At 62.4% G+C, this 25,641-nt stretch carries 22 protein-coding genes and 1 other RNA gene; 16 read left to right on the forward strand and 7 right to left on the reverse strand.

Annotated features, from left to right (window positions below; all coding sequences use genetic code 11):
- Positions 1 to 9 precede the first annotated feature (9 nt).
- The 7 genes from rplO to rplQ all read left to right on the forward strand — a co-directional run bounded on the left by rplO (position 10) and on the right by rplQ (position 5,475).
- On the forward strand, positions 10 to 486 hold the full coding sequence (gene rplO, locus AZF01_RS05640) for a 50S ribosomal protein L15 (RefSeq protein WP_024708090.1): 477 nt from the start codon (positions 10 to 12) through the stop codon (positions 484 to 486).
- Between the two features lie 221 nt (positions 487 to 707).
- A complete protein-coding gene (gene secY / locus AZF01_RS05645) occupies positions 708 to 2,045 on the forward strand; it encodes a preprotein translocase subunit SecY (protein WP_024708089.1) in 1,338 nt (445 codons plus the stop codon).
- Entirely contained in the window at positions 2,042 to 2,692 is a 651-nt protein-coding gene (locus AZF01_RS05650; RefSeq protein WP_024708088.1) for an adenylate kinase, read from the forward strand. Before secY ends, AZF01_RS05650 begins: the two co-directional genes overlap by 4 nt.
- Positions 2,693 to 3,001: 309 nt before the next feature.
- Positions 3,002 to 3,370 (forward strand): 30S ribosomal protein S13, encoded by a 369-nt coding sequence (gene rpsM / locus AZF01_RS05655; protein WP_024708087.1) that lies wholly within the window; start codon positions 3,002 to 3,004, stop codon positions 3,368 to 3,370.
- Positions 3,371 to 3,508: 138 nt separating this feature from the next.
- The gene (gene rpsK / locus AZF01_RS05660) at positions 3,509 to 3,898 is read left to right on the forward strand and encodes a 30S ribosomal protein S11 (protein WP_018065590.1); all 390 of its coding nucleotides are present in this window, start codon (positions 3,509 to 3,511) and stop codon (positions 3,896 to 3,898) included.
- A gap of 98 nt (positions 3,899 to 3,996) precedes the next feature.
- A complete protein-coding gene (locus AZF01_RS05665) occupies positions 3,997 to 5,007 on the forward strand; it encodes a DNA-directed RNA polymerase subunit alpha (RefSeq protein WP_024708086.1) in 1,011 nt (336 codons plus the stop codon).
- 45 nt (positions 5,008 to 5,052) lie between these two features.
- A complete protein-coding gene (rplQ, locus tag AZF01_RS05670; RefSeq protein WP_024708085.1) occupies positions 5,053 to 5,475 on the forward strand; it encodes a 50S ribosomal protein L17 in 423 nt (140 codons plus the stop codon).
- A gap of 229 nt (positions 5,476 to 5,704) precedes the next feature.
- On the opposite strand, the gene AZF01_RS05675 is transcribed toward rplQ, so the two are convergent.
- The 7 genes from AZF01_RS05675 to ftsH form a co-directional block, all read right to left on the reverse strand.
- A complete protein-coding gene (locus AZF01_RS05675; RefSeq protein WP_024708084.1) occupies positions 5,705 to 6,898 on the reverse strand; it encodes a lytic murein transglycosylase in 1,194 nt (397 codons plus the stop codon).
- A gap of 121 nt (positions 6,899 to 7,019) precedes the next feature.
- Positions 7,020 to 7,676 (reverse strand): class I SAM-dependent methyltransferase, encoded by a 657-nt coding sequence (locus AZF01_RS05680; RefSeq protein WP_152534521.1) that lies wholly within the window; start codon positions 7,674 to 7,676, stop codon positions 7,020 to 7,022.
- Position 7,677: 1 nt separating this feature from the next.
- The gene (locus AZF01_RS05685; RefSeq protein WP_024708082.1) at positions 7,678 to 8,922 is read right to left on the reverse strand and encodes a DUF3419 family protein; all 1,245 of its coding nucleotides are present in this window, start codon (positions 8,920 to 8,922) and stop codon (positions 7,678 to 7,680) included.
- Positions 8,923 to 9,030: 108 nt separating this feature from the next.
- Complete coding sequence (locus AZF01_RS05690) at positions 9,031 to 9,666, reverse strand: hypothetical protein (protein WP_024708081.1); 636 nt, start codon at positions 9,664 to 9,666, stop codon at positions 9,031 to 9,033.
- Positions 9,667 to 9,715: 49 nt separating this feature from the next.
- Positions 9,716 to 10,930 (reverse strand): pyrophosphate--fructose-6-phosphate 1-phosphotransferase, encoded by a 1,215-nt coding sequence (locus tag AZF01_RS05695; RefSeq protein ID WP_024708080.1) that lies wholly within the window; start codon positions 10,928 to 10,930, stop codon positions 9,716 to 9,718.
- A 195-nt stretch (positions 10,931 to 11,125) separates the two neighbouring features.
- On the reverse strand, positions 11,126 to 14,653 hold the full coding sequence (locus AZF01_RS05700) for an autotransporter outer membrane beta-barrel domain-containing protein (RefSeq protein WP_081725773.1): 3,528 nt from the start codon (positions 14,651 to 14,653) through the stop codon (positions 11,126 to 11,128).
- Between the two features lie 221 nt (positions 14,654 to 14,874).
- On the reverse strand, positions 14,875 to 16,704 hold the full coding sequence (gene ftsH, locus AZF01_RS05705) for an ATP-dependent zinc metalloprotease FtsH (RefSeq protein ID WP_024708078.1): 1,830 nt from the start codon (positions 16,702 to 16,704) through the stop codon (positions 14,875 to 14,877).
- Positions 16,705 to 16,942: 238 nt separating this feature from the next.
- On the opposite strand from ftsH, the gene AZF01_RS05710 reads away from it, so the two are divergent.
- The 9 genes from AZF01_RS05710 (at position 16,943) to AZF01_RS05750 (ending at position 25,641) form a co-directional block, all read left to right on the forward strand.
- Positions 16,943 to 17,653, forward strand: coding sequence for a DnaJ family molecular chaperone (locus AZF01_RS05710; protein WP_024708077.1), 711 nt, complete (start codon positions 16,943 to 16,945; stop codon positions 17,651 to 17,653).
- Positions 17,634 to 18,302 carry a DUF1176 domain-containing protein gene (locus tag AZF01_RS05715; RefSeq protein ID WP_161633030.1) on the forward strand — a complete coding sequence of 223 codons (669 nt, stop codon included), beginning with the start codon at positions 17,634 to 17,636 and terminating at the stop codon, positions 18,300 to 18,302. Before AZF01_RS05710 ends, AZF01_RS05715 begins: the two co-directional genes overlap by 20 nt.
- 187 nt (positions 18,303 to 18,489) lie before the next feature.
- Positions 18,490 to 19,677 (forward strand): FAD-binding oxidoreductase, encoded by a 1,188-nt coding sequence (locus AZF01_RS05720; protein ID WP_024708075.1) that lies wholly within the window; start codon positions 18,490 to 18,492, stop codon positions 19,675 to 19,677.
- A gap of 61 nt (positions 19,678 to 19,738) precedes the next feature.
- Positions 19,739 to 20,137, forward strand: an RNA gene (gene rnpB, locus AZF01_RS05725) — RNase P RNA component class A.
- Between the two features lie 368 nt (positions 20,138 to 20,505).
- Entirely contained in the window at positions 20,506 to 20,943 is a 438-nt protein-coding gene (gene mraZ, locus AZF01_RS05730; RefSeq protein ID WP_024708074.1) for a division/cell wall cluster transcriptional repressor MraZ, read from the forward strand.
- A gap of 17 nt (positions 20,944 to 20,960) precedes the next feature.
- Positions 20,961 to 21,989: a 16S rRNA (cytosine(1402)-N(4))-methyltransferase RsmH gene (gene rsmH / locus AZF01_RS05735; protein ID WP_024708073.1), complete on the forward strand. Its 1,029-nt coding sequence runs from the start codon at positions 20,961 to 20,963 to the stop codon at positions 21,987 to 21,989.
- A complete protein-coding gene (locus tag AZF01_RS05740; RefSeq protein WP_024708072.1) occupies positions 21,989 to 22,366 on the forward strand; it encodes a hypothetical protein in 378 nt (125 codons plus the stop codon). Before rsmH ends, AZF01_RS05740 begins: the two co-directional genes overlap by 1 nt.
- Entirely contained in the window at positions 22,363 to 24,102 is a 1,740-nt protein-coding gene (locus AZF01_RS05745) for a penicillin-binding protein 2 (protein WP_024708071.1), read from the forward strand. The genes AZF01_RS05740 and AZF01_RS05745 overlap by 4 nt, the downstream gene beginning before the upstream one ends.
- An 81-nt stretch (positions 24,103 to 24,183) precedes the next feature.
- Entirely contained in the window at positions 24,184 to 25,641 is a 1,458-nt protein-coding gene (locus AZF01_RS05750; RefSeq protein WP_036237043.1) for a UDP-N-acetylmuramoyl-L-alanyl-D-glutamate--2,6-diaminopimelate ligase, read from the forward strand.

Below are 25,641 nucleotides of genomic sequence, written 5' to 3' on the forward strand. Positions count from 1 at the left end.
GAGAAGATTATGAAACTCAACGAAATCAAGGACCGCGAAGGCGCAACACACGCCAAGAAGCGCGTCGGCCGCGGCATCGGCTCGGGCACCGGCAAGACCGGCGGCCGCGGCGTCAAGGGCCAGAAGTCGCGTTCGGGCGTTGCCATCAACGGTTTCGAAGGCGGCCAGATGCCCATCTATCGCCGTCTGCCGAAGCGCGGCTTCACCAACATCTTCGCCAAGGACTTCGTCGAGGTCTCGCTCGGCCGCCTGCAGGCCGCCGTCGATGCCAAGAAGCTGGACGCGAAGACCACGGTGACCGCCGAAGTGCTGAAGGAAGCCGGTGTGATTCGCCGCGTGAAGGACGGTGTTCGCATCCTGTCCGACGGCGAACTGAAGGCGAAGCTCACGCTTGAGGTCGCCGGTGCCTCGAAACCGGCGATCGAGAAGATCGAGAAGGCCGGCGGTTCGATAACCGTGCTGGCCGGCGCGAAGAACGCCGAGTAAAAGCGCTGAATTGAAAAATGATCGCCCGGAGTGCTTCACACCGGGCGTTTTTTCTTCCATATGTGCCTCGACCACCGGCCGGCCCCGATCGTTCGTGTCCTGCGGGTGGTTTATCGCGAATGCCGGTGAGCGCCCGTGAAGGGCTGCATCTCGGCTGAGGCGATCTGGCACTTAATCGCACCGGGCGCCTGTCGCGGCCGTGCGGCGACGCGGAGATACGCATGGCTTCTGCAGCGGAACAACTTGCATCCAATCTCAATTTCTCGACCTTCGCGAAGGCGACGGACCTGAAGAAGCGCATCTGGTTTACGCTTCTCGCGCTCCTCGTCTACCGGCTCGGCACGCATATTCCGCTTCCCGGCATCAATCTCGATGCCTATGCGCAGGCCTTTCAGGGCCAGTCCGAAGGTATTCTGGGCATGTTCAACATGTTCTCGGGCGGCGCGGTCCAACGCATGGCGATCTTCGCGCTCGGCATCATGCCCTATATTTCGGCCTCCATCATCGTGCAGCTTCTGACGGCCGTGGTGCCGTCGCTTGAAGCGCTGAAGAAGGAGGGTGAACAGGGCCGCAAGATCATCAACCAGTACACCCGCTACGGCACGGTGGTGCTCGCCACCGCCCAGGCCTACGGCATCGCCATCGGCCTGCAGTCGGGCAATAATCTGGTCACCGATCCGGGCTGGTTCTTCATCCTCTCGAGCGTCGTCACGCTGGTCGGCGGCACCATGTTCCTGATGTGGCTCGGCGAGCAGATCACCTCGCGCGGCATCGGCAACGGCATTTCGCTGATCATCTTCGCCGGCATCGTCGCCGGATTGCCGGCTGCCGTCGGCAACCTTCTTGAACTGTCGCGTGTCGGTTCGATCTCGGCCTTCGTCGCCGTCGGCATTCTGGTCGTCGTGGTCGCCATTTTCGCGCTGATCGTCTTCGTCGAGCGGGCGCAGCGTCGTCTGCTGATCCAGTATCCGAAGCGCCAGGTCGGCAACCGCATGTTCCAGGGCGACACGTCGCACCTGCCGCTGAAGCTCAACACGTCGGGCGTGATCCCGGCGATCTTTGCGTCTTCGCTGCTGCTTCTCCCGGCAACGCTTGCAGGCTTTTCCTCCAGCGAGCTGCCAGGCTGGGCGACGGCGACGATCGCGGCGCTCGGCCACGGCCAGGCGCTCTACATGGTCGCCTACGGCGCGCTGATTGCGTTCTTTGCTTTCTTCTACACCGCCATCGTCTTCAACCCGAAGGAGACGGCGGACAATCTGAAGCGCCATGGCGGCTTCATTCCGGGCATCCGTCCGGGCGAGCGTACGGCCGAGTACATAGACTATGTTCTGACTCGCATTACGGTGGTCGGTGCGATCTATCTGGTGTTCGTGTGCATCCTGCCGGAGATCCTGGTGGCGCGCACGGGCGTCTCGCTGGCGCTGGGCGGCACGTCGCTGCTCATCATCGTCAGCGTCACGCTGGACACCGTATCGCAGATACAGGGACATCTGATCGCCCAGCAGTATGAGGGGCTGATCAAGAAATCGAAATTGCGGGGAGGAAAGAGGGGACGATGAGACTTATACTTCTGGGACCGCCCGGCGCCGGCAAGGGAACGCAGGCGCAGCGTATCGTGGCCAATCACGGCATTCCGCAGCTCTCGACGGGGGACATGCTGCGCGCCGCCGTGGCCGCGGAGACCGAAGTCGGCAAGAAGGCCAAGGCGGTCATGGATGCCGGCGGTCTTGTCTCGGATGATATCGTGATCGCCATTGTCTCGGAGCGAATCGACCAGGACGACTGCAAGGACGGCTTCATTCTGGACGGTTTCCCGCGCACGCTGGTGCAGGCGGATGCCACAGAGAAGATGCTGTCCGCCAAGGGCATCGAACTCGACGCAGTCATCGAGATCCAGGTTGATGACGAGACGCTGACGGAACGAATCGCCGGGCGCTACAGCTGCGCCAATTGCGGCGCCGGCTACCATGACGAGTTCCACAAGCCGAAGGTGGAGGGCGTTTGCGACAAGTGCGGCTCGACCGAATTCAAGCGTCGACCGGACGACAACCGGGAGACGGTGGAGAAGCGCCTGAAGGCCTATTACAAGGAGACGGCGCCGCTGATCGGCTATTATTACGCCAAGGGCAAGCTAAGCTCCGTCGATGGCATGGCCGACATGGACACCGTAACCGCCAGCATCGAGAAGGTTCTGGCAAGCGCGTGATTCCCGCCACGGCTTCCGGCTGACGATCCGCGCCGGCCGGCAAACATGAATTCTGTGCGCCCGGAGGCTCTCACGGTCTTCGGGCGGCACAAAAGTGAAGGAAACGGTTGCATTGAAGCGCTGTTTCCGCTATGAGCGCTCCAACTCGCGACATGGGGCAGAACCGTCAAGGTCCTTTTTGATTTCGAACAGGACGGGTTTTGCCACGCAAAGATGTTGCGCAAGAGCTGTTTGAGGCGGGCTTCCCGTCGATAAGAAACCGGCAGTTTCCGCTAGCTGCCCAATAGACAATGCTTAAGGAGAATCGGCGTGGCTCGTATTGCTGGCGTCAACATCCCGACTGCCAAGCGCGTTGTAATCGCGCTGCAGTATATCCACGGGATCGGACCGAAATTCGCGCAGGACATCTGCACGGCAGCCAACATTCCGGCAGAACGCCGGGTGCATGAGCTGACGGATGCGGAAGTTCTGCAGATCCGTGAACAGATCGACCGCGACTACATGGTCGAAGGCGACCTGCGTCGCGAGAATTCGATGAACATCAAGCGCCTGATGGACCTTGGCTGCTACCGCGGCCTGCGTCACCGTCGCGGCCTTCCGGTTCACGGCCAGCGCACGCATACCAATGCCCGCACCCGCAAGGGCCCGGCAAAGGCGATTGCAGGCAAGAAGAAGTAATTCACGGAATAGGTTTATTCCGGAACAAGCCGGCGGTTTCACGCCGGCTTTCTGCGTAATTGACTGGGGCCTTGAAATGGGTCCCGTCGGTGGAGCCGCTGGGACTACGGCGGTGAAGAGATCAACGAAAGGGAAGTCATGGCCAAGGAAGCCACCCGCGTTCGCCGCCGCGAGCGCAAGAATATCTCGTCGGGCGTTGCCCACGTCAATTCGTCGTTCAACAACACGATGATCACCATCACGGATGCACAGGGCAATGCCATTGCCTGGTCGTCCGCCGGTGCCAAGGGCTTCAAGGGTTCGCGCAAGTCGACCCCCTTTGCCGCTCAGATCGCTGCCGAGGACTGCGCCAAGAAGGCTCAGGAGCACGGCATGAAGTCGCTGGAAGTCGAAGTCTGCGGTCCGGGTTCCGGTCGCGAATCGGCTCTGCGCGCGCTCCAGGCTGCCGGTTTCGTCATCACCTCGATCCGCGATGTGACGCCGATCCCGCACAATGGTTGCCGCCCGCGCAAGAAGCGTCGCGTTTAATCGTCTGTCATTTTGCTCCGGCGTTTCCGTGGTGAAGCGCTGGTTCTACGAAGCTCGGCCGTCACGATTGGATAGTGCGGCGAACGAAAGGTAGAAACATGATCCAGAAAAACTGGCAGGAACTGATCAAGCCCTCGAAGGTGGAGTTCACCTCCAGCGGGCCCAAGAAGGTGACGCTCGTCGCCGAGCCGCTGGAACGCGGATTCGGCCTGACGCTCGGCAACGCGCTGCGTCGCGTTCTGTTGTCGTCGCTGCGCGGCGCCGCCGTCACCGCCGTCCAGATCGACGGCGTGCTGCACGAATTCTCCTCGATCCCCGGCGTCCGCGAGGACGTGACGGATATCGTGCTGAACATCAAGGAAATCGCCATCCGCATGGAAGGCGATGAAGCCAAGCGCATGGTCGTGCGCAAGCAGGGGCCGGGCGTGGTGACTGCGGGCGACATCCAGACCGTCGGCGATATCGAGATCCTCAATCCGGGCCTCGTCATCTGCACCCTGGATGAAGCGGCTGAAATCCGCATGGAGTTCACGGTCAACAACGGCAAGGGCTATGTGCCGGCCGAGCGCAACCGCTCGGAAGACGCGCCGATTGGCCTGATCCCGGTTGACAGCCTCTATTCGCCGATCCGCAAGGTCTCCTACAAGGTCGAAAACACCCGTGAGGGCCAGGTTCTCGACTATGACAAGCTTCTGATGACGATCGAGACGGATGGTTCGGTCTCCGGTGAAGACGCGGTTGCCTTCGCGGCCCGCATTCTTCAGGACCAGCTTTCGGTCTTCGTCAACTTCGAGGAGCCGCAGAAGGATCAGGAAGAGGACGATGTCACCGAACTCGCCTTCAACCCGGCCCTTCTCAAGAAGGTCGACGAACTGGAGCTTTCGGTCCGTTCGGCCAACTGCCTGAAGAACGACAATATCGTCTATATCGGCGATCTCATCCAGAAGACCGAAGCCGAAATGCTGCGCACGCCGAATTTCGGTCGGAAGTCCCTGAACGAGATCAAGGAAGTGCTGGCCTCCATGGGCCTGCATCTGGGCATGGAAGTGCCGGCCTGGCCGCCGGAAAATATCGAGGACCTCGCCAAGCGGTACGAGGATCAGTACTAACCAGTCATACTGCGGGCAACTGCCTGCAAGTGAAGGAGAATAGCAATGCGCCATAAGAATGCAGGCCGCAAGCTGAACAGAACGGCAAGCCATCGCAAGGCGATGTTTTCAAACATGGCCGTCTCGCTCATCACTCATGAGCAGATCGTCACCACTCTGCCGAAGGCGAAGGAAATTCGCCCGATCGTCGAGAAGCTGATCACGCTCGGCAAGCGCGGCGATCTGCATGCCCGCCGTCAGGCGATCTCGCAGGTCAAGGATGTCGAGGCCGTCAAGAAGCTGTTCGACGTTCTCGCTCCGCGTTACAGCGAGCGCAACGGCGGCTACACCCGCATCATGAAGGCCGGCTTCCGCTACGGCGACAACGCCGCTCTTGCCGTCATCGAATTCGTTGACCGTGATGCCGACGCCAAGGGCGCTGCCGACAAGGCCCGCGCCGAAGCCGAAGCGGAAATGGAAGCCGCGTAAGGCGCGTCCTTTTGTGAGCGATGAATTGAAAAGCCGGGGGCGCGAGCCTCCGGCTTTTTTGCTGGCGCGCACGCGCGTTCTCGGGGCGTGGCGGATTGAAATCCGGCGGCTCGGCGGCATGACGCGCCAGCCGGGGAGGGGATGCGTGATCCACGCGCGTCAACGATGACCGAATCAAAAAGGCCGCGGCGGGAAAACCCGCAGCGGCCTTTTCTGATCCCGGGCGAAACTACTGAAGCGCGCGCAGCAATTGCGGCGTGGGCCAGCCGTCGGCGGGCATGCCGAGCTGCATCTGGACCGAGCGGACTGCATCGCGGGTTCCTGCGCCGAGAATGCCGTCGATCTTGCCGACGTCAAAACCCTTGCGCGACAGGATGGTCTGCAGCTGTTTCATCTGGCTGTCGGAAAGGCCGGGGTCCGGATTGCCCTTGTCATAGGCCGGGGCGCCTTCGAAGCGGGTCGCGAAATAGGCGACCGAGGTCGTGTAGATGAAGGATTGGTTCCATTCCAGATAGACGTTGAAGTTCGGATAGGCGAGGAAGGCCGGTCCCTTGCGGCCCTGCGGCATCAGGAGCGCCGTCGGCAGGTTGGCGAAGCGCGTGTTGCCGTCGCGCGGCTGGACGCCGAGCTTGAACCACTGGCCGGCGGTCAGGCCGCCGCCGAAGCCGGTCTTGTCCCAGGGCAGGTTGGCCGGCAGCGTCACTTCCTGGATCCATGGCTCGCCCGCGCGCCAGCCGAGGCTGCGGATGAAGTTGGCGGCCGTCAGCAGCGCGTCGGGGGCGCTCTTCTTGACGCGGACATGCCCGTCGCCGTCGCCGTCGACGCCGTAGCGGATGATGTCTTCCGGCAGCATCTGCACCTGGCCGAGTTCGCCGGCCCACGCGCCGGTCTCCGTCGCCGGATCGAAGTCTCCGTGCTGGGTCATTTCGATCAACGCCAGGAGCTGCGGACGGAAAATTTCCGGACGGCGGCAGTCGTAGGAAAGGGTCACCAGCGCATCGCGTGTGTTGAAATTGCCCTGGACGGCGCCGAAGTCGGTTTCCATCGCCCAGAAGGCCGTCAGTACGCCGGCCGGAACGCCGAATTCGCGCCGGGCGCGATCGAAAGTCCCGGCATATTGCTGGATCTTCTGCTTGCCGATATTCAGGCGGGCCGAACTGCCGGTGCGCTGCGAGAATTCGAGGAAGGTCTGTTTGAAGACGCCCTGGGCGCGGTCCATCTTCAGAACGCTCTGGCTCACCGAGGCGCCGGAAAGCACGGCGTCGGCCGCGTTCGGCGAAAGCCCGCGCTGCACGGCTTCGGATTTCACGCCGGACAGAAAGCGCGAGAAATCGCCGCCGCATTGCTGGGCGGCGGCGGAACCGGCAAAGAGCGAAGTGAGACCGGCGGCCACCACAACCGCTCGGATGGTTCTGGAAATCATGGGCGTCTCCTCAAGTGAATCTCGGCCAGCCGTGGCCGGCGGGCGCGCAAATATGCCCCGCAAGCTATATCAGACCACCTAAGCTTTCATTAAGAAGGCGCTGAAGCAACCTGGCCGATGATCACGCGCGCGTGATCACGCCGTGCCAGGCATAGCCGCGGCCGATGGTCTCGAAGCGGAAAGCGGCGCCGCGCGCGGCGGCTTCTGCCTGAAGCACGCCGTGGAGCCTTGCGCGCGGGGTCACATGGAAGTGCCCGAGCCAGCGGTGAAGACCGGCGCGGAAAAGACGCGGCAGGCCCTCCTGCTGGCCGAAATCGACGACATGCAGCGAACCGCCGCTGTTGAGGGCATCGAGCGCGGCGGAGACGGCAAGCGGCCATTGCGGGATCATCGACAGCGCATAGGAGATGACGATGCGGTCGAAACCCGCGACGCCGAAGCGAGCCGGCGAAAACCGGCAGGCGTCGGCGGCCAGGAACAGCGGTTGCGCCTTCCCGCCGGCAAAATTCGCGCGCGCGGAGATCAGCATCTCCTCGGAAATATCAAGACCGCAAAGGCGCGCATCGGGATAGCGGGCGGCGATCTTCTTGAGATTGCGCCCCGTGCCGCAGGCCACTTCGAGCACCGTTCCGCCTTCGGGCACCGCAAGCCTGTCGATCATCCGGTCGCGGCCGAAGAGGTAGTATTTGCGGGTGAGATCGTAGATGTGCCGCTGATAGCGATACATCGCATCCATGGCTTCCGCCTGGTTGCCGGCGGTCTCGTGAGCGTCGGCCATGTCAGACCTTTTCATAGATGTGGAAGCCGCCATAGATGGCCGAACGGTCCATCATCCCGAGCTCGCGCGAGGTCGCCTCGAGATAGCGCCAGCCTGCAGCGGTCTCGTCCGCCAGGCGACCCTCGATCACCGAAGGTTCGGCGGCCGTGCGGAAGATGACGCGGGCGCCGTCGCGCGCGGTGCGTGTGATCTCGCGCCAGAGATCGTTGAGCTGGCCGTCATTCATCCAGTCCTGGGCATCGAGCAGAACATAGCGGTCGACGCTCGCCGCCTGTTTTTCGCGCAGCAGTTCGGTGAAGCTTGCGTGATGCACGCTCGCCCGGTCCGCATTGTCGCGGATCAGCGGGAAGGCTTCCTTCTGCAAATAGGTGGGCATCGGGCCTTCGCCATCGTTCGGATAGGCGCGGGCAAAGGCCTGCCAGGCGAAGTAATTATCCTTCAGCGAGAAATGGCAGGCGAGCTTTTCCAGCCTTTGGCAAAGCACCGAGGCCAGCGTTCCGTCGGTGCTGGCGCGGGCAAGCTCCTCGTACTGGCGCGGCGGAATGCCGAGACCGAACAGCGAGGACTTGCGCGACGTGGTCCAGCGAATGAGCGGCTTGTCGAACAGCGGCGCGATCTTTTCCTGGAAGAAACGGCGTTGCTCGCGCAGCGACTTCGCCTCCGTCAGTTCGGAAATCTTCACGCCGTGCAGCCGGGCCACGACATGGCCCGCGCCGATAAAGTTGCCGAGCAGGCCCGTGCGGTAGATATTGCGCTCGAAAACGGTGATGCGCCGTCGGCCGAGGCTGTCTCGGCTTTCCCAGTATTTGCGGGTCTCGGCGTCGAGATGAGGCGCAATATGGGTGTCGTAGACCCGCACGCTGCCCTTCGCGCCGTTTCCGAAGAGCCGGAGCACGGCCTCATGGTCCGGCAGCCGCGCAAAGGCGGTGAGCTTCAGCCGGTTGAGGGCGATGTGGTGGGTGTTGAGATCGACGACATCGATATGGTCCGGCGCACGCGTCAGGTAGGCCAGCACATTGCAGCCGCCGGAGCCGATGGTGACGACGCGATGTTCCGGTCCGAGCTCCATCGCCGCGATATCGACATCCGGATCCTCCCAGATCTGCGGGTAGACGAGGCCCGAGAACAAAAGGCCGAAGAAGCGTTCCGAAAACCCTTCCTTCGAAAAGGCCTTGTGCTGCAGAAGGGCCGCGTTCAGCCGGCTGGTCTTCTCGGACTGGCGGAAATCCTGTTCGGCAGTGCTCATCGGCGGCTCCGTCGCTGACGGCGCGCGGACGCGCGCCTTGCCTCCGAACTAGACGGTTACTGCTAAGCTTTGATGACGGGCGGTCACAATCCACAGGCGAGCGTCGGCTCAGGCCGCATCCCTGCGAAAGCGGGCGGATACGCTTGGAAGTCCCGAACGCAGCAGCCTGGCTATCCGTTCCTGGCGCGAGCGGTCAAGCCGCCGGTTGACGCGGGCAAGAAGCGCGCGGGCGAAGACCCCGTAGACGAGAAGCGCAAGAAGGCTTGCCGCAAGGTGGGCGGCTGCGAAAAGCTCAAGCGTCGCACGTCCGGGCAGGCCTGAAGGCACGAAGAAGATCGCGGTTGCGGCGGCCAGAAGGACTTCGCCCGCCGGGCGCGTATCGAAACGGATGCCGTACCAGAGACGGGCATGAAAAGTCCTTGCCGGCAGGTTGTCGTTTCCGGCGATCGGGGAGGGCCGTTTTAGCGCGACAAGTCTTCTCACAGCGAAAACAGCCAGAAAGACAGACGCCGCGACGACTGCGAGCGCCCTTCCGTCGGGCATCGCGTAGACAAGCGCCACCGAAGCGCCGAGGCCCGCCGCAAAGAAGACGGCCCGGACGACGATGATCCCCATGGCAATGGACAGGCTCGCCTTCAGCCGGCGCTGGCAGTGCCATTTCGCGAATTCAAGCATCCTGCCGGACGGCATGAGGAAGGTCACGAAGGCCAGCGCGGCGTAAAGGGCCGCAGTTTCTACACTCACTCGGGTTCCTCCATCCGCGGGTCCATAAAAGCCCCGGGGGATGAAAAGGTCAATCGGCGGGGGCGAAATCCTGGCCGATTTCTTCCATGACGCCCGCAAACCAGGGCGTCGCGAGGTCGAAATGGCCGCCGCCCTTGATGCGCTCGAACTCGATCGTGCGCAGCTGTCCGCTGCGCTCCACATCATGACCGGTCACGCCGGAGACGCCGTCCAGCGCGCTTTCCACGGCGAGGTCGACCATGGAGTGGATGAGACGCAGATCATCCGCATTGGCGGGCGCGGAGCGTGCGTAATAGCCGGATTTCTGCACCATGGCCCGGTCTGCGCCGAGAAGATCGGCAAACTGCTTGGAGAACCAGTTGCCGACATTGATAGTGTCGAGCTTCACATGGCCGAAGGCGTCGCGGGTAACGGCAGCGCCGGCCGCCTCGCGCTCGGCGATGATGGCGTCAAGGCAGGCGCCTTCGGAGACGAACAGCGAAACCGTGCCGTTTTTCGCCATCACCTCTTTCAGCCGTGCGGCCTCGGCCTCAAGGTCGAAGGCCATCTCCGGAAGGTAAACGCCGTCGATCATCTTCATCGCCGGGTTCATCAGCATGCCGTCGACATAGTCCACGGTCTTCAGCCGTTCGAGATAGGCGCGCGCGGTGGCCGCCGTCAGCCAGCCGCAATTGCGCCCCATCACCTCGTGGACGATCAGCGTGCGCGGCGCGGCGCTCTGCTCGTTGGAGATATTGTCGAAGAAGGCCGCGCCATATTCGGCCGCCGTCAGCGCGCCGAGCGTCTGGCGGATCGGCTTGACGTCGTTGTCGACCGTCTTCGGCAGGCCGACCACCGTCAGGTCATAGCCGTTGTTCTTCAGATAGGCGGCAAGATCGGCCGCCGTGGTGTTGGTGTCGTCGCCGCCGATCGTGTGCAGAATGGTGATGCCGTCATCGGCAAGCCGTTCGGCCGCGACCTTCAGCGGGTCCTCGCCGGCGCCGACAAGGCCGCGCTTTTCGCAATCTTTCTGGTTGGTCAGCTTCACCCGGCTGTTGCCGATGGGCGAGCCGCCGAAGCGATGCAGCAGATAGGCCTTTTCGCGGATGGCGGGGGTGATGGAGAAACTGTCGCCGGTCAGAAGCCCGGTATAGCCGGAGCGATAGGCGATGATCTCGGCTTCGGGTGCGATATCGGAGTAGCGCTCGATCAGCCCGCCGACGGCGGATGACAGACAGGGAGCAAGCCCCCCGGCGGTGAGCATGGCGACTTTGTGACGAGACATCGGACCCCTTTCATCAATGCTTCCGGCACTATCCACCGGCCGTGCGACATGGATGCGACAGGCGCTCGCCGGTGTAAAGACCGGGCGCGAATAAAATCGGTTTACCGATGGTGAAGCCAGGCCCGCATTTCTGCAGCTAAAAAATCCCGCGCCGTGCGAATTGCCGCGGCGCGGGGCTTTCTGCAGGCCTGGCTGTCAGAACCTGACCTTCAGCCCGATATTGCCGCCATAGCCGTAGGAACCGGTGTCGAAGCCGGTGGAGGCTGTCACTTCGGCGAAGGCGGAATAACGCAGCTTGCCCGCCTGCCAGTCGATCGATCCGCCGAAGCCGATCTCGCCGGTGAAATCATCCGGCTCGGAGGAAAATTCGAGCGCCTGGGTGACGGTCGCCGTCGTCTTGCCGAGGAACTCGTAATAGAGGTTCGCCAGGCCGTAGATATTGGCCGAACGCGCCTCGCCATTGACATCCTGCCAGGCGCTTTCCTTGGAGACGGCAAGACCGGCGCGGGCAAGCAGGCTCTGGCCGTCAGAGAAGCTCACATGATCGGAATAGGCGCCGGTGAAGCTGTCGATATCGACTGCAGCGAAGGACAATTGCGCCTGCGGGGTGAGGGCAATGCCGTCGCCGATGGCGAAGGCCTGCCCGGCTTCCAGCGAGAGCGCATAGCTGAAGGCGTCGCTGTCCTCGGGCGCAAACGGAAGGTTCTCGGCCTTCAGCTCGCTCGAATACCAGGTGAGTTCGCCCTGGGCATCGGCATAGAAGCCGTCAGCGCCGAACCAGGTCAGCGTGCCGCCGATGCCGTAACCGTCGGGGTGGATCTTGCTGTCGCCGTAGCGCGAATGCACCTTGGCCTCGCCGGTGCGGTAGTGGGCGGTGAGGCCGCCGACGAGCGCGCCTCCGGCGCTGTCGAGGAAGAGGCCGTCGAGACCCGCCTGCATGTCGAAGCTCGACATGTCGTAGTCATAGCCGGTGGTGGACGACTGCGGATCGAAATGGGCAAAGCCGCCGCCGGTGCGGCCCCAGACGGCATCCGGCGCCGGCCCGGAGGAAAGCGCCGCGCCGCCTTCATAGCGCCCGCCCGAACGCGTCTTCAGCGAAGGCAACCGCGTCATCTCCAGAAGCGCCGACTGATAGGCCTCGTAGAGGGGGATGTAGGGTTGAAAATTGACGCCGGCATCTGCAAGAACGGACGCTGCGGTTCCCTCGAGGGCTTCCAACTCTCCGGAAGAGAGGCGTGAAACGCCGGAGGCCGGAGACAGGTAGAAGTTCTGGTTCTCTACTGTCAGCTTATAGGTGTATGCGCCTACGGTTACCTGGCTGTTCTGAAGCGAAAAGGCCGAGGACGGCGGGTTTGAATAGGTGACGATAATTGGAATGGCTTGAGGTGATGCTGCGGCTCCGAGAGGGGCGACCTGAACAGTCGTATTGCCTGAAATGCCATGAGAGAGGACAATAGTATCAGCCGCCGTTCTGGAAAAATCCACGTCGAGCGAGACGAAGCCGCCATTGCCAGTGTAGTTTCCGGCAACAAAGAACAGCGTGTCAGCGATCCCATTCTTCAGGGAAATCGTGCCGCTGTTGGAGACGTCGTTTCCGGCGGAAATCTGGCCGCTGCCCAAGGCGATCAGGACGCTATCCTTGTCCTGGATAAGAATATTTGCCCCGATATCTGTGCTGTTGCCTCGCGTAAAAGTCAACTGACTGTTGTTTCTCAGGATCAGGTCACCGTAGATCGAGGTGTTGAACGGCTGGCCATAACCGTACAGGAACAAGTTACCCTGTGTTATCGAAACGGTAGAGTCATCGAGGATGAGTTTTTCGAAGTTTAAGATTTTTCCCGCATTGAAGTTGTTTAGGACGCGGGTAGACTGAAAGGTGAAGACATCCACGTCCTTCTGGACGGAGCTATTCTGGTTACCGCCATCAAAGGTGAAAGTTTCGAAGTTGAAGGGAACTGATTTCAGGCTGAGCGTGACCTGATCGCTGCCGTCTTGCCCACGGAAACTCCCGGTGATGTCGCCACCGCTCCAGACAAAGTGGTCGTTCGAGGTGTTGACGATCGGCGATGACAAATGCACGGCTGGATCATAATCACCATAGATGGTTCCGTCGAAAGAGCCGCCATTCATGGTGAATGTGGATGCTCCGCCGCCGAGTACGGCATTGCCTCTCACGAAACCCGTATCCTCGACATTGATATTCAATTGGAAGCCGCTGCTGTCGACCGTATTGCGTATGGCGGTATTGTCAAACCAGCCAAATTCGGTGTGAGTTGCGATGTTGAGCGTGACCGATGCACCTTGAGCGCTTTGGGGCGCGCTGATCAGGACAACATTGCCTGTCGTCGTCCTCGCCGAGTCTACAGGCTCGATTGACGCACCTTCGAAATTCAGCGTGGCATTGGTGCCGTCCGCAGCAATCACTTCAATGACCGCTTTTGATGAAGCGTCCACAGAGTATTCACCGCGTTCGAAAGATGCTTCAAAGGTGACGTTTTTTTTCTGGTTGGCGTCGAGGACGATTGCACTGGCACCCACACCCAAAGCATCGATATCGGCTGCGTTGCTGTCGAGGCTAAAACGCGCCCCATCGCCGGCTGCTTTCAGGAGGATGCTTTTCGCGTTAAGGGTATTGGCTCTGAAATCGGGTGTATCCATACTGACGGTCGCGCTTTGGGCAATCACTTCCAGGCCGGCTGTACCGACGCCGGAAGACTCGATTAAGGTTTTCGGCCCCGTTTGGACGTTGATGCCGTAAGCTTCGAGCCGAACAACGGCCGCGCCATCATGCGCCAGCATTCCCGCGTTGAAAAAGAAATCGACGTTTCTGGACTGTGCCTCGATGAGACCGGTGATATCGGGTCTTCCGACGAAAACGTTGGTTTCGCCGATTTCAATCGTGGCATGACCGTTCAAACCGCTCTTGTCAGTTATGGCCCGTATGGCAGTCCCATTCGACGAGATGCTGCCCGCCGAAACCTTAACATAGGCTTCGCCCTCTCCCGCTTCCGAAAATAGACCGACACTGTTCGCACCTTGGGCGGTAACCATGCCGCCGTTCATCGTGATCTTCGCTTCCGAAAGGAAGCCTGTCACCTTCGAATGGGCGGCGACAGCCTCTTGGCCTCCAGTGGACTGGACACTGATGGAGGAGGTCGATTGGTCGGGTGACTGCTGCAAAACGATGAATGAGTCGCCGTTGCCGTTGTGAAGTGCCTCGACGAGCGTTGAATTGGCCGCGCCAACAACTTCAGTGCCCGAAAGTGTGACGGACACATTGCCCTGGCCCGCCGAGGTGCTGACAAGTTTCCCGTTAACAAGTCCGTCATAAGCATAGACGAGGCTCTGACCTCCAGCGCTGATTGAAGAAACTGTTCCGTTGATGCGCTGGAATGAATTGAGATCGATTTCCGAGTCAGCGTTGCCGGATGTCTGGGTCGTGGAAACCGCGACCGTCCCGTTGACCACCATATTGTCGTTGTTCAGGATCAGCGTCAGACGCGTTCCGGCAGTGTAGGTAATGTCTCCATAAGAGGCGTTCTGGCAGATGACCAGATTGTTGGAAGGGGTGCCGCATGCTCCGCCGTCCGCCTTGGCGCTTCCGCCTGCAAGGCATGCCGAAAACGCCGCGATCGATATGGTCGAGGCAGTCGCGATCAAACTCTGCCTGAAGAAATGTCCGGTTTGATGCCGTTCATTAGTTGCGATGGCCGAATACCGCATGGTCTTTCCCCTCTCATCCTGAAGAATGAAAAGAGGATGCTTGAAAGAATGCGGGCCGCAATCTTACGTGTATTGATAATCAGAGATACAATCTCTGTTTCTGCGGAGCCGTGATGCATTTCGGCAACGGGGGCGCCATGAGGGGAAGCGTTTTCGTCATCAACAAGCGTCTGCGCCCAGTATGAACCAGTCTAGGAAGCTTGAGGGAAACGTCCCGGCGGCTACGACAAAACCCGAGTCTGCGCCAGCGGCTGCTGGACCAGCGGCGGGAAGTCGTCCGGGGTGATGGTCTCCTTTTCCAGGAGGATCTTCGCGCCTTCGTCGAGGTCCTTGCGGCGTTCTGAGAGAAGCTTCCTGGCGCGCTCATAGGCGGCGTCGATCAGCTTGCGCACGGCAAGGTCCACCTCGCGGGCGGTGACGTCGGAATAGTCCTTCGGCTTGCCCATCCCCGGCGCGCCGTCCAGATACTGCATGCGCTGCTGTTCCAGCGCCGCCTGGCCGATCTCGGGGTCCATGCCGAAGCTCATCACATATTGACGGGCAATGTCGGTGACGCGCGCCAGGTCATCCGATGCCCCGGTGGAAATCTCGCCATAGACGATATCCTCCGCCGCGCGGCCCGCCAGAAGCACGACCATGCGATCGCGCAGCTCGCCGGCGGTGATCAGGAAGCGGTCCTCTGTCGGGCGCTGCATGGTGTAGCCGAGCGCGCCGATCGAGCGGGGGATGATCGAGATCTTGTGGACCGGATCGGTCTTGGGAAGCGCCGCGGCGGCCAGCGCATGGCCCATCTCGTGGAAGGCGACGCGCTCGCGCTCGTCGGGGTTCAGCAGGCGTCCGCGTCGTTCGGAGCCAGCAACGATGCGCTCCACGGCCAGCGTGAAATCGTCCATGGTCACGAACTCGCCGTCGCGCCTTGTCGCGAAGATCGCTGCCTCGTTGACCAGATTGGCGAGATCGGCGCCGGAAAAACCGGGAGTGAGGGCGGCGACCTCGTCGGCATTCACCTCGTCCGCCAGCTTCACCTTTTTCATGTGGACGGAAAGGATAGCCGCCCGGCCTTCGCGGTCCGGGCGATCCATTACCACCTGGCGGTCGAAGCGGCCGGCGCGGGTCAGCGCCGGATCGAGCACTTCCGGCCGGTTGGTGGCGGCGAGGATGACGATGCCGGCGGAGGGGTCGAAGCCGTCAAGCTCGACCAGAAGCTGGTTCAGCGTCTGCTCCTTCTCGTCATTGCCGCCGCCGCCGAAGGAGTTGCGGGCCCGTCCGAGCGCGTCGAGCTCGTCGATGAAGATGATGCAGGGGGCCATTTCGCGCGCCTGCTTGAAGAGATCGCGCACGCGCGCCGCGCCTACGCCGACGAACATTTCGACGAATTCGGAACCGGAAATGGAGAAGAAGGTGACATCGGCCTCGCCGGCGACCGCCTTGGCGATCAGCGTCTTGCCGGTGCCGGGCGGGCCGACCAGCAGAAGGCCCTTGGGAATGCGCGCGCCGAGACGACCGAACCTGTCGCGCTCGGTCAGGAAGGAGACGACCTCCTTCAGTTCGGTCTTCGCCTCATTGGCGCCGGCCACATCGTCAAAGGTGACGCCGGTCTTGCGCTCGACATAGATCTTCGCCTTGGACTTGCCGACATTCATCATGCCGCCGAGGCCCATGCCCTGCTTTTCGGCGAATTTGCGGAAGAACCATGCCCAGATGGCGAAGAACAGGACGATCGGCAGCACCCAGGAGAGGATCTTGGTCAAAAGCGTGTGGTCGGGAACGCCGGTGACATCGACCTTGTACTTGTCGAAATCGACCGCGAGCTCCTGGGGAACGCGGTAGGTGACGAAATAGTCCTTGCCGTTGACGGCGTCCTTGAACTGGCCCTGGATGGTGTTGTCGGAGATGGAAACGGACTGGACCTGCCCCTTCTCGATATAGTTGATCATGTCGGAGTAGCTGATCTGGGCAACGTCGCGCGACGTAAACCACATCTGGAAACCGACGATGACCAGGAAGGCCACCAGAAAATAGCCGAAATTGAATGTATTCTTGCGTTCCATCGCTCGCCGTCCCCTGCTATTCGCGCTCCAGGCGTAGTCTATAGCCCTGGCTGTGTCTTGCGGGCAATCGCAAAACTTTCCCGTTTTGCGTTCAGGGCGGCTTCGCGGCGGACGGGACCATCTGCGGGTGTCGCAAAAAAGTGAAATTGAACCGCTCGGTTCGACTTGCGCGACACGCGTTTTTTGTCCAATCTGTCAGGACTTGAAAGGGCGGTTCGCCACCGCCGGGAGACCGTAAATGTCATTCTGGGAAAAGCTGGTCAATTTCGTCAGCCAGTCCGCCGGCACTGTGCTGACCAGCGTGGTCGAGGCCGTGCGCACGCTTTTCGAGGGCGATCCCGAAACGCGCCGTCAGGTCGCGTTCTCCGTCTCCCTGATCGCGCTTTCCGCCAAGATGGCCAAGGCCGACGGTTTCGTCTCCATCGAGGAGGTCAACGCCTTCCACGAGATTTTCGAAATCCCGGAGGGCGAGCGGCAGAATGTCGCGCGGCTTTACAATCTCGCCCGTCAGGATATTGCCGGCTACGAGGCCTATGCGCGCAAGCTGAAGAACCTGTGCGCGGAAGGCGACGAGGGCTGCCCGCTGCTGGAGGAGATCATCGACGGGCTGTTTCACATCGCCAAGGCCGACGGCGCAGTGCATGAAAAGGAGCTCGCCTTCCTCGCCCGCGTTGCCGAAATCTTCGGTATCAGCGACGGGCGCTTCACCGCCATCTGCGCCCGCCACATGGATATGGGCGATCGCGATCCCTATGGCATTCTCGGCGTTTCGCGCAGCGACGATTTCAAGACCATCCGCACGCGCTACCGGGCGCTGGTTGCCGAGAACCATCCCGACCGGCTGATCGCGCGCGGCGTGCCGAAGGAATTCCACGCCGCCGCCAATGACCGCATGGCGCGCATCAATGCCGCCTACGAGGAGATCGAGCGTGAGCGCAAGGCGGCCTGAGATGCCGCTTCGCGCGCTGCTTTGCTTTCTGGCCCTGGCGACGGCCGGCGGAGCATCCGCCGAGGATGGCCGGCTGGCGAAGGCGCGGGACATGATCCTGTCGCTTTATCCCGAAAGCTGCGATGCCGATCTGGCTGCCGATTTCGAGGGGCTGGAGAACGTCGCCCATGACGTCTCCTGGCAGGAAGAGGACTGGGACGGGGCGCCGATCGAGCGGGAAGGGACGCTGTTCGAGATCAATTGCTATCTCGCCGCCTACAATATCGTCGTCGCCTATGTCTTCGCGCCCAACGAGGATGTGATGGAGGCGATGCTGCCCGTCTCCTTCGCCGTGCCCGAATTCACGCTCGACTATGCCGATGACGACACCGACCAGACGAAGCTCGCCGCGCCGCCGACGGTGACCGGCTTTTCCGCCGAAACGCTGCTGGTCAATCCGACCTTCGATCCCGAGACCAACACGATCACCTCCTTTGCCAAGTGGCGGGGGCTGGGCGATGCCTATTCATCAGGTGAGTGGACGCTTGAAAGCGGTCGCTTCGTGCTGAAGCATTTTGTCATCGATCCGATCTACGAGGCGAACCTCGAAGACCCGTCCGAGGAACTGATCGAAACGAATTTCGTTCTCTATGATGCGCAAGGGCACTGACCTTTCAACTTGATCGCGCGCAACAGGCCGAAGGTGGCCGTGTGCTACCCATGTCGGGCCTGGCGGCGGACCTCCGGCAGGCGAGGTTTCTCTTGCATCTTTGCCGGCCAGTGCTCAAGCTTCCGGGACCTTGAACGAACACCGCCCGGTGCTGACGGGCCGGGGCGGAGCGCCAAAGAGGATGAGCATGACGGCACATTTCAGAACGATTATCGTCGGCCGCGGTCTTATGGGGTCGGCCGCGGCGCGGCATCTGGCCGGAATGGAAGAGGGCGTTGCCGTGATCGGCCCGGACGAGCCCGCCGACAAGGCGAGCCATGACGGCGTGTTTGCGAGCCACTACGATGAAGGCCGCATCACCCGCACCATCGACCGCGATCCGGTCTGGGCGCGGCTGGCCAACCGCTCGATCGCGCGCTACCGCGAGATCGAGCGCGACAGCGGCATCGAGGTCTTCAGTGAAGTCGGCGCGCTGATCGTCGGCCCCTCCCGTTCGCGCGGGAGATATGTCGAAACAATCATGGAGGCGGCGGAAGCCTGCGGCGCCGACGCTGAAATCGTCGATGCCAAGGGCCTTGTCGAGAGATTCCCCTATTTCGAGTTCGCGAAGAAGACCGAGGGTGTCCTCGAGGCCTCGGGGGCCGGGTTCATCTCGCCGCGCAGGCTGGTGGCCGCCCAGACGATCCTGGCCAGGAAAGCCGGCGCCACGGTGATCAAGGACACCGTCGCGACGGTGCGGGAAAACGGCGCAGGCGTGCGCGTCGAAACCGACGGCGGCGCCTTTTATACCGCCGACAGGGTGCTGGTCGCCGCCGGCGGCTTTACCATCAATCCGGACCTGCTGCCGGGCCGTCTCGACCTCACGGTCTTTGCCCGCACCGTTGCCTATTTCGAGGTGAGCGAAGAGGAGGCAGAGGCGTTGAAGGCCATGCCGAGCCTTATCTACAAGCCGGAGTTCGATGTAGACGGGATCTATCTTCTGCCGCCGATCCGCTATCCGGACGGCCGCTTCTACATCAAGATCGGCGGCGACCCGGACGATGTGCCGCTTGAGACAGAGGCGGATGTGCGGGCCTGGTTCAAATCCCGGGGTACCAATGCCACGCGCGAGCATCTGACGCGCATTCTCTGCGACCTGATGCCGGGCATCCGCGTGCTGCAGTCGACGACCGGCACCTGCGTTACCTCCTATTCGCCCTCGGGCTATCCGATGATCGGGTTTTCGCCGTCGGACAGGATCGCGGTGCTGACGGCGGGTTGCGGCGCGGGCGCGAAGAGTTCCGACGAGATCGGTCGGCTCGGCGCTGTGCTGATGGCTGGCGGCGCGCTTGCCGATGAAGGCTACGGCGTCGACTTCGCGCCCTCCTTTTCCTGACTGACCGCCACGGCGGCAAAACGGCTTTCCTTTGTGCGCAAAACCCATTAGGACGTCCGCACCAGTTGGCCGGGCGGCCGCGCTGTGCCAATGCCGAAAGGCGGCACGGTGAGGAAAGTCCGGGCTCCACGGAAACACGGTGCCGGAGAAAGTCCGGCGGGGGCGACCCCAGAGACAGTGCCACAGAAAGCAAACCGCCCTGCCTTGTCGCAGGGTAAGGGTGAAAGGGTGGGGTAAGAGCCCACCGCGCCGGCGGCAACGCATGGCGGCACGGTAAACCTCACCGGGAGCAAAACCGAATAGGGATGACGCGGCGCTTGACGCCAGCCTGTTTCCAGGCCGGTCATCCGGGTGGGTTGCGAGAGGCAGCGCGCAAGCGCTGTCCCAGATGAATGGCCGCCACGTTCTGCGGGAAACCGCAAGAGCCATACAGAACCCGGCTTACAGGCCAACTGGTCTTTCTTCTCCTCTTTGGTCCGTTTTGGGCAGGCGCGCCACGCGTCTGTCGCAAGCTCCGCGTCTTATCAAATAACTCTAATATTTTCAGTCGGTTGCGACGGAAAGCTTTCATTAACAGGCGGCTGATAGATTGGCGGTTTGAAGCGGTTTTCCGGCACGGCTAATAGCAGGTTGTCCCATTGACGCCCAATTCTGCCCATGTTATCCCATTAACCAAGAGTTCGCCGTCTGCGGCATTTGGGCGGCAAATCAGTTCTAAGTCTTTGTATTTCATGCTGAATTCGCCCTTTGGGCGAAACGGGTTTCTTGTGTCTTTTTTGGAGTGGGCTGTCGAACGGAGGCCGCCAGGGTCTTCGGTGGTTTTGCGTCATGAACCGGTTTCTTTCCAATGCGACCAAGAAGATCGATGCGAAGGGGAGGGTCTCGGTGCCTGCGGTCTTCCGCACGGTGCTCGCGGAACGAAAGATTGCGGAGCTCTACTGCTTCCAGGATTTCATCTTCCCCGCCATCTCCATCGGCGGTCCCGATCTTCTCGACCGTTTCGAACGGCAGATCGATCAGGAGGACCCGTTCTCGGCAGAAGCAAACAGCATGTCGCTGCTGATCCATGGCGGCGGCGTCTTTGCCAAACTCGATGCCGAGGGGCGGCTGATGATCACGGATTTCATTCGCGACTTCACCGGCATCGACAGGGAGGTCACTTTCGTGGGTCGTGCGGACCACTTCCAGCTTTGGGAGCCGCAGGCCTTTCAGGAGGCGCAGGCCGAGGCGCGCAGGGCGCGTTCGAGGCCGCGTGCCGGCGGGTAAACGGACGAGGATGCGGAATGTCGGGGACACTTGGCAGCGCGGATGCCAATGGCGGACCGGTTCGCCACATTCCGGTCATGCTTGCCGAGGTGCTGGGTGCGCTTGCACCGGCACCCGGCAAGGTCATTCTCGACGGCACGTTCGGCGCCGGCGGCTATTCCAGGGCGCTGCTTGATGCCGGCGCAACGGTTATCGGTCTCGATCGCGACCCGACAGCCATTGCCGCGGCGAAAGACATGCTGGCGGCCTATGGCGACCGCCTGACCCTCCATCACACCCAGTTCTCGGCTCTCGATCGGTTCGCGCCCGAAGGCGGGCTCGACGGCGTCGTACTCGACATCGGCGTTTCCTCCATGCAGATCGACGAGGCCGAGCGCGGCTTCTCCTTCCAGAAGAACGGGCCGCTCGACATGCGCATGTCGGGCGAGGGGGTATCGGCCGCCGATGTCGTCAACCGCGCCAAGGTCTCCGACCTCACCCGCATCTTCGGCATTCTCGGCGAGGAGAAGAATGCGGGCCGCATTGCCCGCGCCATCGACAAGCGCCGACAGGACGAGCCGTTCGTCACCACGCGCGACCTTGCCGGGCTGATCGAGATCGTGACGCCCCGCCGCGCCAAGGACAAGATCCATCCGGCGACCCGCGTGTTCCAGGCGCTGCGCGTCTATGTCAATGACGAACTCGGCGAGCTGGCCGGCGCGCTTCTGGCGGCCGAGCGCGCGCTGAAGCCCGGCGGTGTGCTTGCCGTCGTCACCTTCCACTCGCTGGAAGACCGGATCGTCAAGCAGTTTGTCAGTGCCCGTCTCGGCAAGGCCGGCGGCTCGCGCCATCTGCCGGCGGTCGAACCGGAGCCGGCGCTGTTTTCGCAACATGGCAAGGCCATGGTTTCGGCCAGCGACGCCGAGGCCGCCGACAATCCCCGTGCGCGATCGGCCAAGCTCAGGGCCGCGATCCGCACGGATGCTTCCGCGCCGCAAACCGGGCTCGACGCCTTCGGCCTGCCGGCCCTTGCCGATCTTCACCGCCTTGGAGGCTTCGAGAACTGATGCTGCGTCCGCTCGATCTCATTCTCATTCTGGTGATGGTGGCGACCGCGACCGTCACCTACACGATCAAATACAGCGCCGAGGCGACGCTCGACGAGGTGCGCAGCCTCGAGGACCAGATCGCGCTCGAGGAAAACAATATCGACCTGCTGAAGGCCGACGAGGCGCTTCTGACCCAGCCCGCCCGCATGGCGCGGCTTTCCGAGTTCTTCGCCGCAGAGCTTGGCCTTCAGCCGGCCGAACCCGAACAGATCGCGACGCTCGACCAGCTTCCGCCGATTGCGCCGGAGCCGCAGCCGGAAGACCTTCCGCCGCTGATGGCCGGGGACGCGCCCGACGGCACGGATATCGTCATAACCGGATCGGTGACACCATGATGAACCTTCCCCGCATCTTCAAGAGAAAGCCGAAAGCCGCCGAACGCGGCGCCGAAGAAACGGCGCGGCCGGATGTTTTTCAGGGAACGGCGAAGAAGCGCGTTAATCTGGCGCGCAGTCGCGTCGCCTTTGTCACCGTCGCCTTCGTCGCCGTCTACGCGATCATCGGCGGCAGGCTGGTTCACTATTCGCTGGCCAAGGAGGATGGCACCGTTGCCCGAGCGGCCATGCCGCTGACGCTGGCGCGACGCCCGGATATCGTCGACCGAAACGGCGCCGTCCTTGCCACCGATGTCCGGATGATGTCGCTTTACGCCGACCCGTCGATGATCACCAGCGCTGACGACGTTCTCGATTCGCTTCTGCCGATCTTCCCCGATCTCGATGCCAAGCGCGCCTACCGGCTGCTGAATTCCAAGGGCGAGTTTGTTTGGCTCAAGCGCCAGATCACGCCCAAGCAGCAGAGCCAGGTGCTCGCCGCCGGCGTGCCCGGCGTCGGCTTCCGTCCGGAAGTGCACCGTTTCTATCCCGGCGGCCCGCAGGCGGCCCATATTCTCGGCCTCGTCGATATCGACAATCACGGCCTGTCCGGCATCGAGCGCTACATGGACAGGACCGACGGCATTTCCGGCCTGATGGGCCTTGGCCTGTCCGGCGCGATGGACCTGAAGCCGTTCGAGACATCGATCGATCTGCGCGCCCAGAGCATCCTGCGCGATGTGCTGGTGGAAGGCGTCAATAAATTCCATGCCATCGGCGCCACCGGCACCGTTCTCGACGTCAATACCGGCGAGATCGTCGCGCTCGCCTCGGTGCCCGACTTCGATCCGAACAATCCACCGCCCGCGACCGATCCGCGTATGCTGAACGACGCGATCACCGGCGTTTACGAAATGGGCTCGACGTTCAAGATTTTCACGCTGGCGATGGGGCTGGAGTCCGGCAAGTTCACGATGGACAGCCTGGTTGACGCGAAAACGCCTCTGATCTTCGGTCGCTCGCGCATCCGCGACGACCACGCCCAGAACCGGATCCTGACCTATCCGGAAGTCTTCACATATTCCTCCAATATCGGCGCGTCGCGCATCGCCGCCGCCGTCGGCCCGGACTATCAGCGCACATTCCTGGAGGATCTCGGCCTGCTAGACAAGATCGACACCGAGATCGGCGGCGCGGGAACGCCCCAGCGGCCGCAGAAATGGGGCGGCGTTTTCTCCGCGACCGTTTCCTTCGGCCAGGGCGTGACCACGACATCGCTGCAGACCGCCGCCGCGGCCGCCGCGCTGGTCAACGGCGGCAAGCTTCTGACGCCGACCTTCCTGCCGCGCAGCCGCGAGGAGGCTGATCGGGTCGCCAGGCACGTGGTTTCGAAGGAAACCAGCGACAAGATGCGCTATCTCCTGAGGCTGAACGGCACGAACGGCTCCGGCCGGAACGGGCAGGTGCCCGGCTATCGCGTCGGCGCCAAGACCGGCACGTCGGAAAAGATCATCGACGGCAAATATTCGAAAGATCGCAATTTCAACGCATTTCTTGCCGCATTTCCCATGGACAACCCGCAATATGTCGTCCTGGTGACGATTGACGATGCCAAGAAGGTCGAGGGGGTCCCCGGCCGCACGGCTGCCTGGAACGCCGGCCCTATGACCGGCGAGGTCATTCGTCGCATCGCGCCCATCCTTGGGGTCGACCCTGATTTCGGACAAGAAGGCAATGCGCTTCTTGCGGGATATTGAGATATGATTCGGGCCGGCCCGGCCCGAGACCGGCCTTGGGCAGCGTTGGACAATGCCGGAGATTAAGAGAAGATATCGACAATGTTGATGCGGATGCTTGCCGGAACGGCCTTTCCTGAACTGAATGCGGCGCTTGCCGGGCGCGCCGGCGCGATCGAGATCACCGGGGTGACCGCCGACAGCCGGACGGCGAAGCCCGGCGCCCTGTTCGTCGCCATTGCCGGCACCAGGGCCGATGGCGCGGCCTATATAGAGGATGCGGCCGAAAGGGGAGCTGCGATCGCCGTCAGCGCGACCGCTCTCGACAGCGCCAGGATACCGGTGTTGCAGGTTGACAATCCGCGCCTGTTCCTCGCGCTTGCCGCCGCCCGTTTCTTCGGCGCCCAGCCGCAGACCATGATCGCCGTGACCGGGACGGCCGGCAAGACTTCGGTGGCCGCCTTCACGCGCCAGATCTGGGCCCATGCCGGGCATCCTGCCGCCATGATCGGCACCACCGGCGTGACAGCGCCGGGCCGCAAGGACTATGGCGCGCTGACGACGCCCGATCCCGCCGTCCTGCATGCTTTGCTGGCCGAACTGGCTGCCGACGGCGTGACCCATGCGGCGATGGAGGCCTCCAGCCACGGGCTCGACCAGTACCGGCTTGACGGCGTTCGCCTTGCGGCGGCCGGCTTTACCAATCTTGGGCGTGACCACATGGATTACCACCCGACGGTGGAACATTATTTCGCCGCCAAGATGCATCTCTTCGACCGCGTTCTGCCGCGCGGGCTGCCGGCGATCATCAACGCCGACGACGCATGGTCGGGCCGCGCAGCCGAGGCCGCGAAAGCGGCCGGGCACGAAGTGCTGACGGTCGGCCGCAAGGGCGATTTCCTGACGCTGAAACGCGCCGAGCAGAAGCGCGACAGCCAGTTTGCAGAAGTTCTGCACGCGGGTTCGATCCACGAGGTGCGCCTGCCGCTTGCCGGTGAATTCCAGATATCGAATGCCCTTGTCGCCGCCGGTCTTGCGATCGCCACCGGCGTTCCGGCAAAGGACGCGCTTGCCGCCCTCGAGAAACTGGAAGGCGCAGACGGCCGGCTGCAGCTTGCCGGCAAGGCGGCAAACGGCGCGCTGGCCTATGTGGACTATGCCCACAAACCGGACGCGCTGGAAAAGGTTCTGGCCGCCGTCCGGCCCTTTACCACCGGCCGCGTCATCGTCGTCTTCGGCTGCGGCGGCGACCGCGACAAGGGCAAGCGGCCGATCATGGGCGAGATTGCCGCGCGGCTCGCCGATGTCGTGATCGTCACCGACGACAACCCGCGCTCCGAAGAGCCGGACGTGATCCGGTCCGAGATCATGGCGGCCGCGCCCGGCGCGATCGAGATCGGCGATCGCCGCGAGGCCATCATCCATGCGGCCGCTCTTCTGAAAACGGGCGACACGCTGATCGTCGCCGGCAAGGGACATGAGGAAGGGCAGACGGCCAATGGCGTCACCCGCCCCTTCTCCGATATTGCTGAAGTGAAAAAAGCGCTGGAGGGTATCTGA

This window comes from Martelella sp. AD-3 (genome assembly GCF_001578105.1).
GTDB lineage: Bacteria > Pseudomonadota > Alphaproteobacteria > Rhizobiales > Rhizobiaceae > Martelella.

Coding starts and splice junctions, on each gene's coding strand:
- rplO (WP_024708090.1), top strand. CDS start 10: ATGAAACTCAACGAAATCAAGGACCGCGAAGGCGCAACACACGCCAAG.
- secY (WP_024708089.1), top strand. CDS start 708: ATGGCTTCTGCAGCGGAACAACTTGCATCCAATCTCAATTTCTCGACC.
- AZF01_RS05650 (WP_024708088.1), top strand. CDS start 2,042: ATGAGACTTATACTTCTGGGACCGCCCGGCGCCGGCAAGGGAACGCAG.
- rpsK (WP_018065590.1), top strand. CDS start 3,509: ATGGCCAAGGAAGCCACCCGCGTTCGCCGCCGCGAGCGCAAGAATATC.
- AZF01_RS05665 (WP_024708086.1), top strand. CDS start 3,997: ATGATCCAGAAAAACTGGCAGGAACTGATCAAGCCCTCGAAGGTGGAG.
- rplQ (WP_024708085.1), top strand. CDS start 5,053: ATGCGCCATAAGAATGCAGGCCGCAAGCTGAACAGAACGGCAAGCCAT.
- AZF01_RS05675 (WP_024708084.1), bottom strand. CDS start 6,898: ATGATTTCCAGAACCATCCGAGCGGTTGTGGTGGCCGCCGGTCTCACT.
- AZF01_RS05680 (WP_152534521.1), bottom strand. CDS start 7,676: ATGGCCGACGCTCACGAGACCGCCGGCAACCAGGCGGAAGCCATGGAT.
- AZF01_RS05685 (WP_024708082.1), bottom strand. CDS start 8,922: ATGAGCACTGCCGAACAGGATTTCCGCCAGTCCGAGAAGACCAGCCGG.
- AZF01_RS05695 (WP_024708080.1), bottom strand. CDS start 10,930: ATGTCTCGTCACAAAGTCGCCATGCTCACCGCCGGGGGGCTTGCTCCC.
- AZF01_RS05700 (WP_081725773.1), bottom strand. CDS start 14,653: ATGCGGTATTCGGCCATCGCAACTAATGAACGGCATCAAACCGGACAT.
- ftsH (WP_024708078.1), bottom strand. CDS start 16,704: ATGGAACGCAAGAATACATTCAATTTCGGCTATTTTCTGGTGGCCTTC.
- AZF01_RS05710 (WP_024708077.1), top strand. CDS start 16,943: ATGTCATTCTGGGAAAAGCTGGTCAATTTCGTCAGCCAGTCCGCCGGC.
- AZF01_RS05720 (WP_024708075.1), top strand. CDS start 18,490: ATGACGGCACATTTCAGAACGATTATCGTCGGCCGCGGTCTTATGGGG.
- mraZ (WP_024708074.1), top strand. CDS start 20,506: ATGAACCGGTTTCTTTCCAATGCGACCAAGAAGATCGATGCGAAGGGG.
- rsmH (WP_024708073.1), top strand. CDS start 20,961: ATGTCGGGGACACTTGGCAGCGCGGATGCCAATGGCGGACCGGTTCGC.
- AZF01_RS05740 (WP_024708072.1), top strand. CDS start 21,989: ATGCTGCGTCCGCTCGATCTCATTCTCATTCTGGTGATGGTGGCGACC.
- AZF01_RS05745 (WP_024708071.1), top strand. CDS start 22,363: ATGATGAACCTTCCCCGCATCTTCAAGAGAAAGCCGAAAGCCGCCGAA.
- AZF01_RS05750 (WP_036237043.1), top strand. CDS start 24,184: ATGTTGATGCGGATGCTTGCCGGAACGGCCTTTCCTGAACTGAATGCG.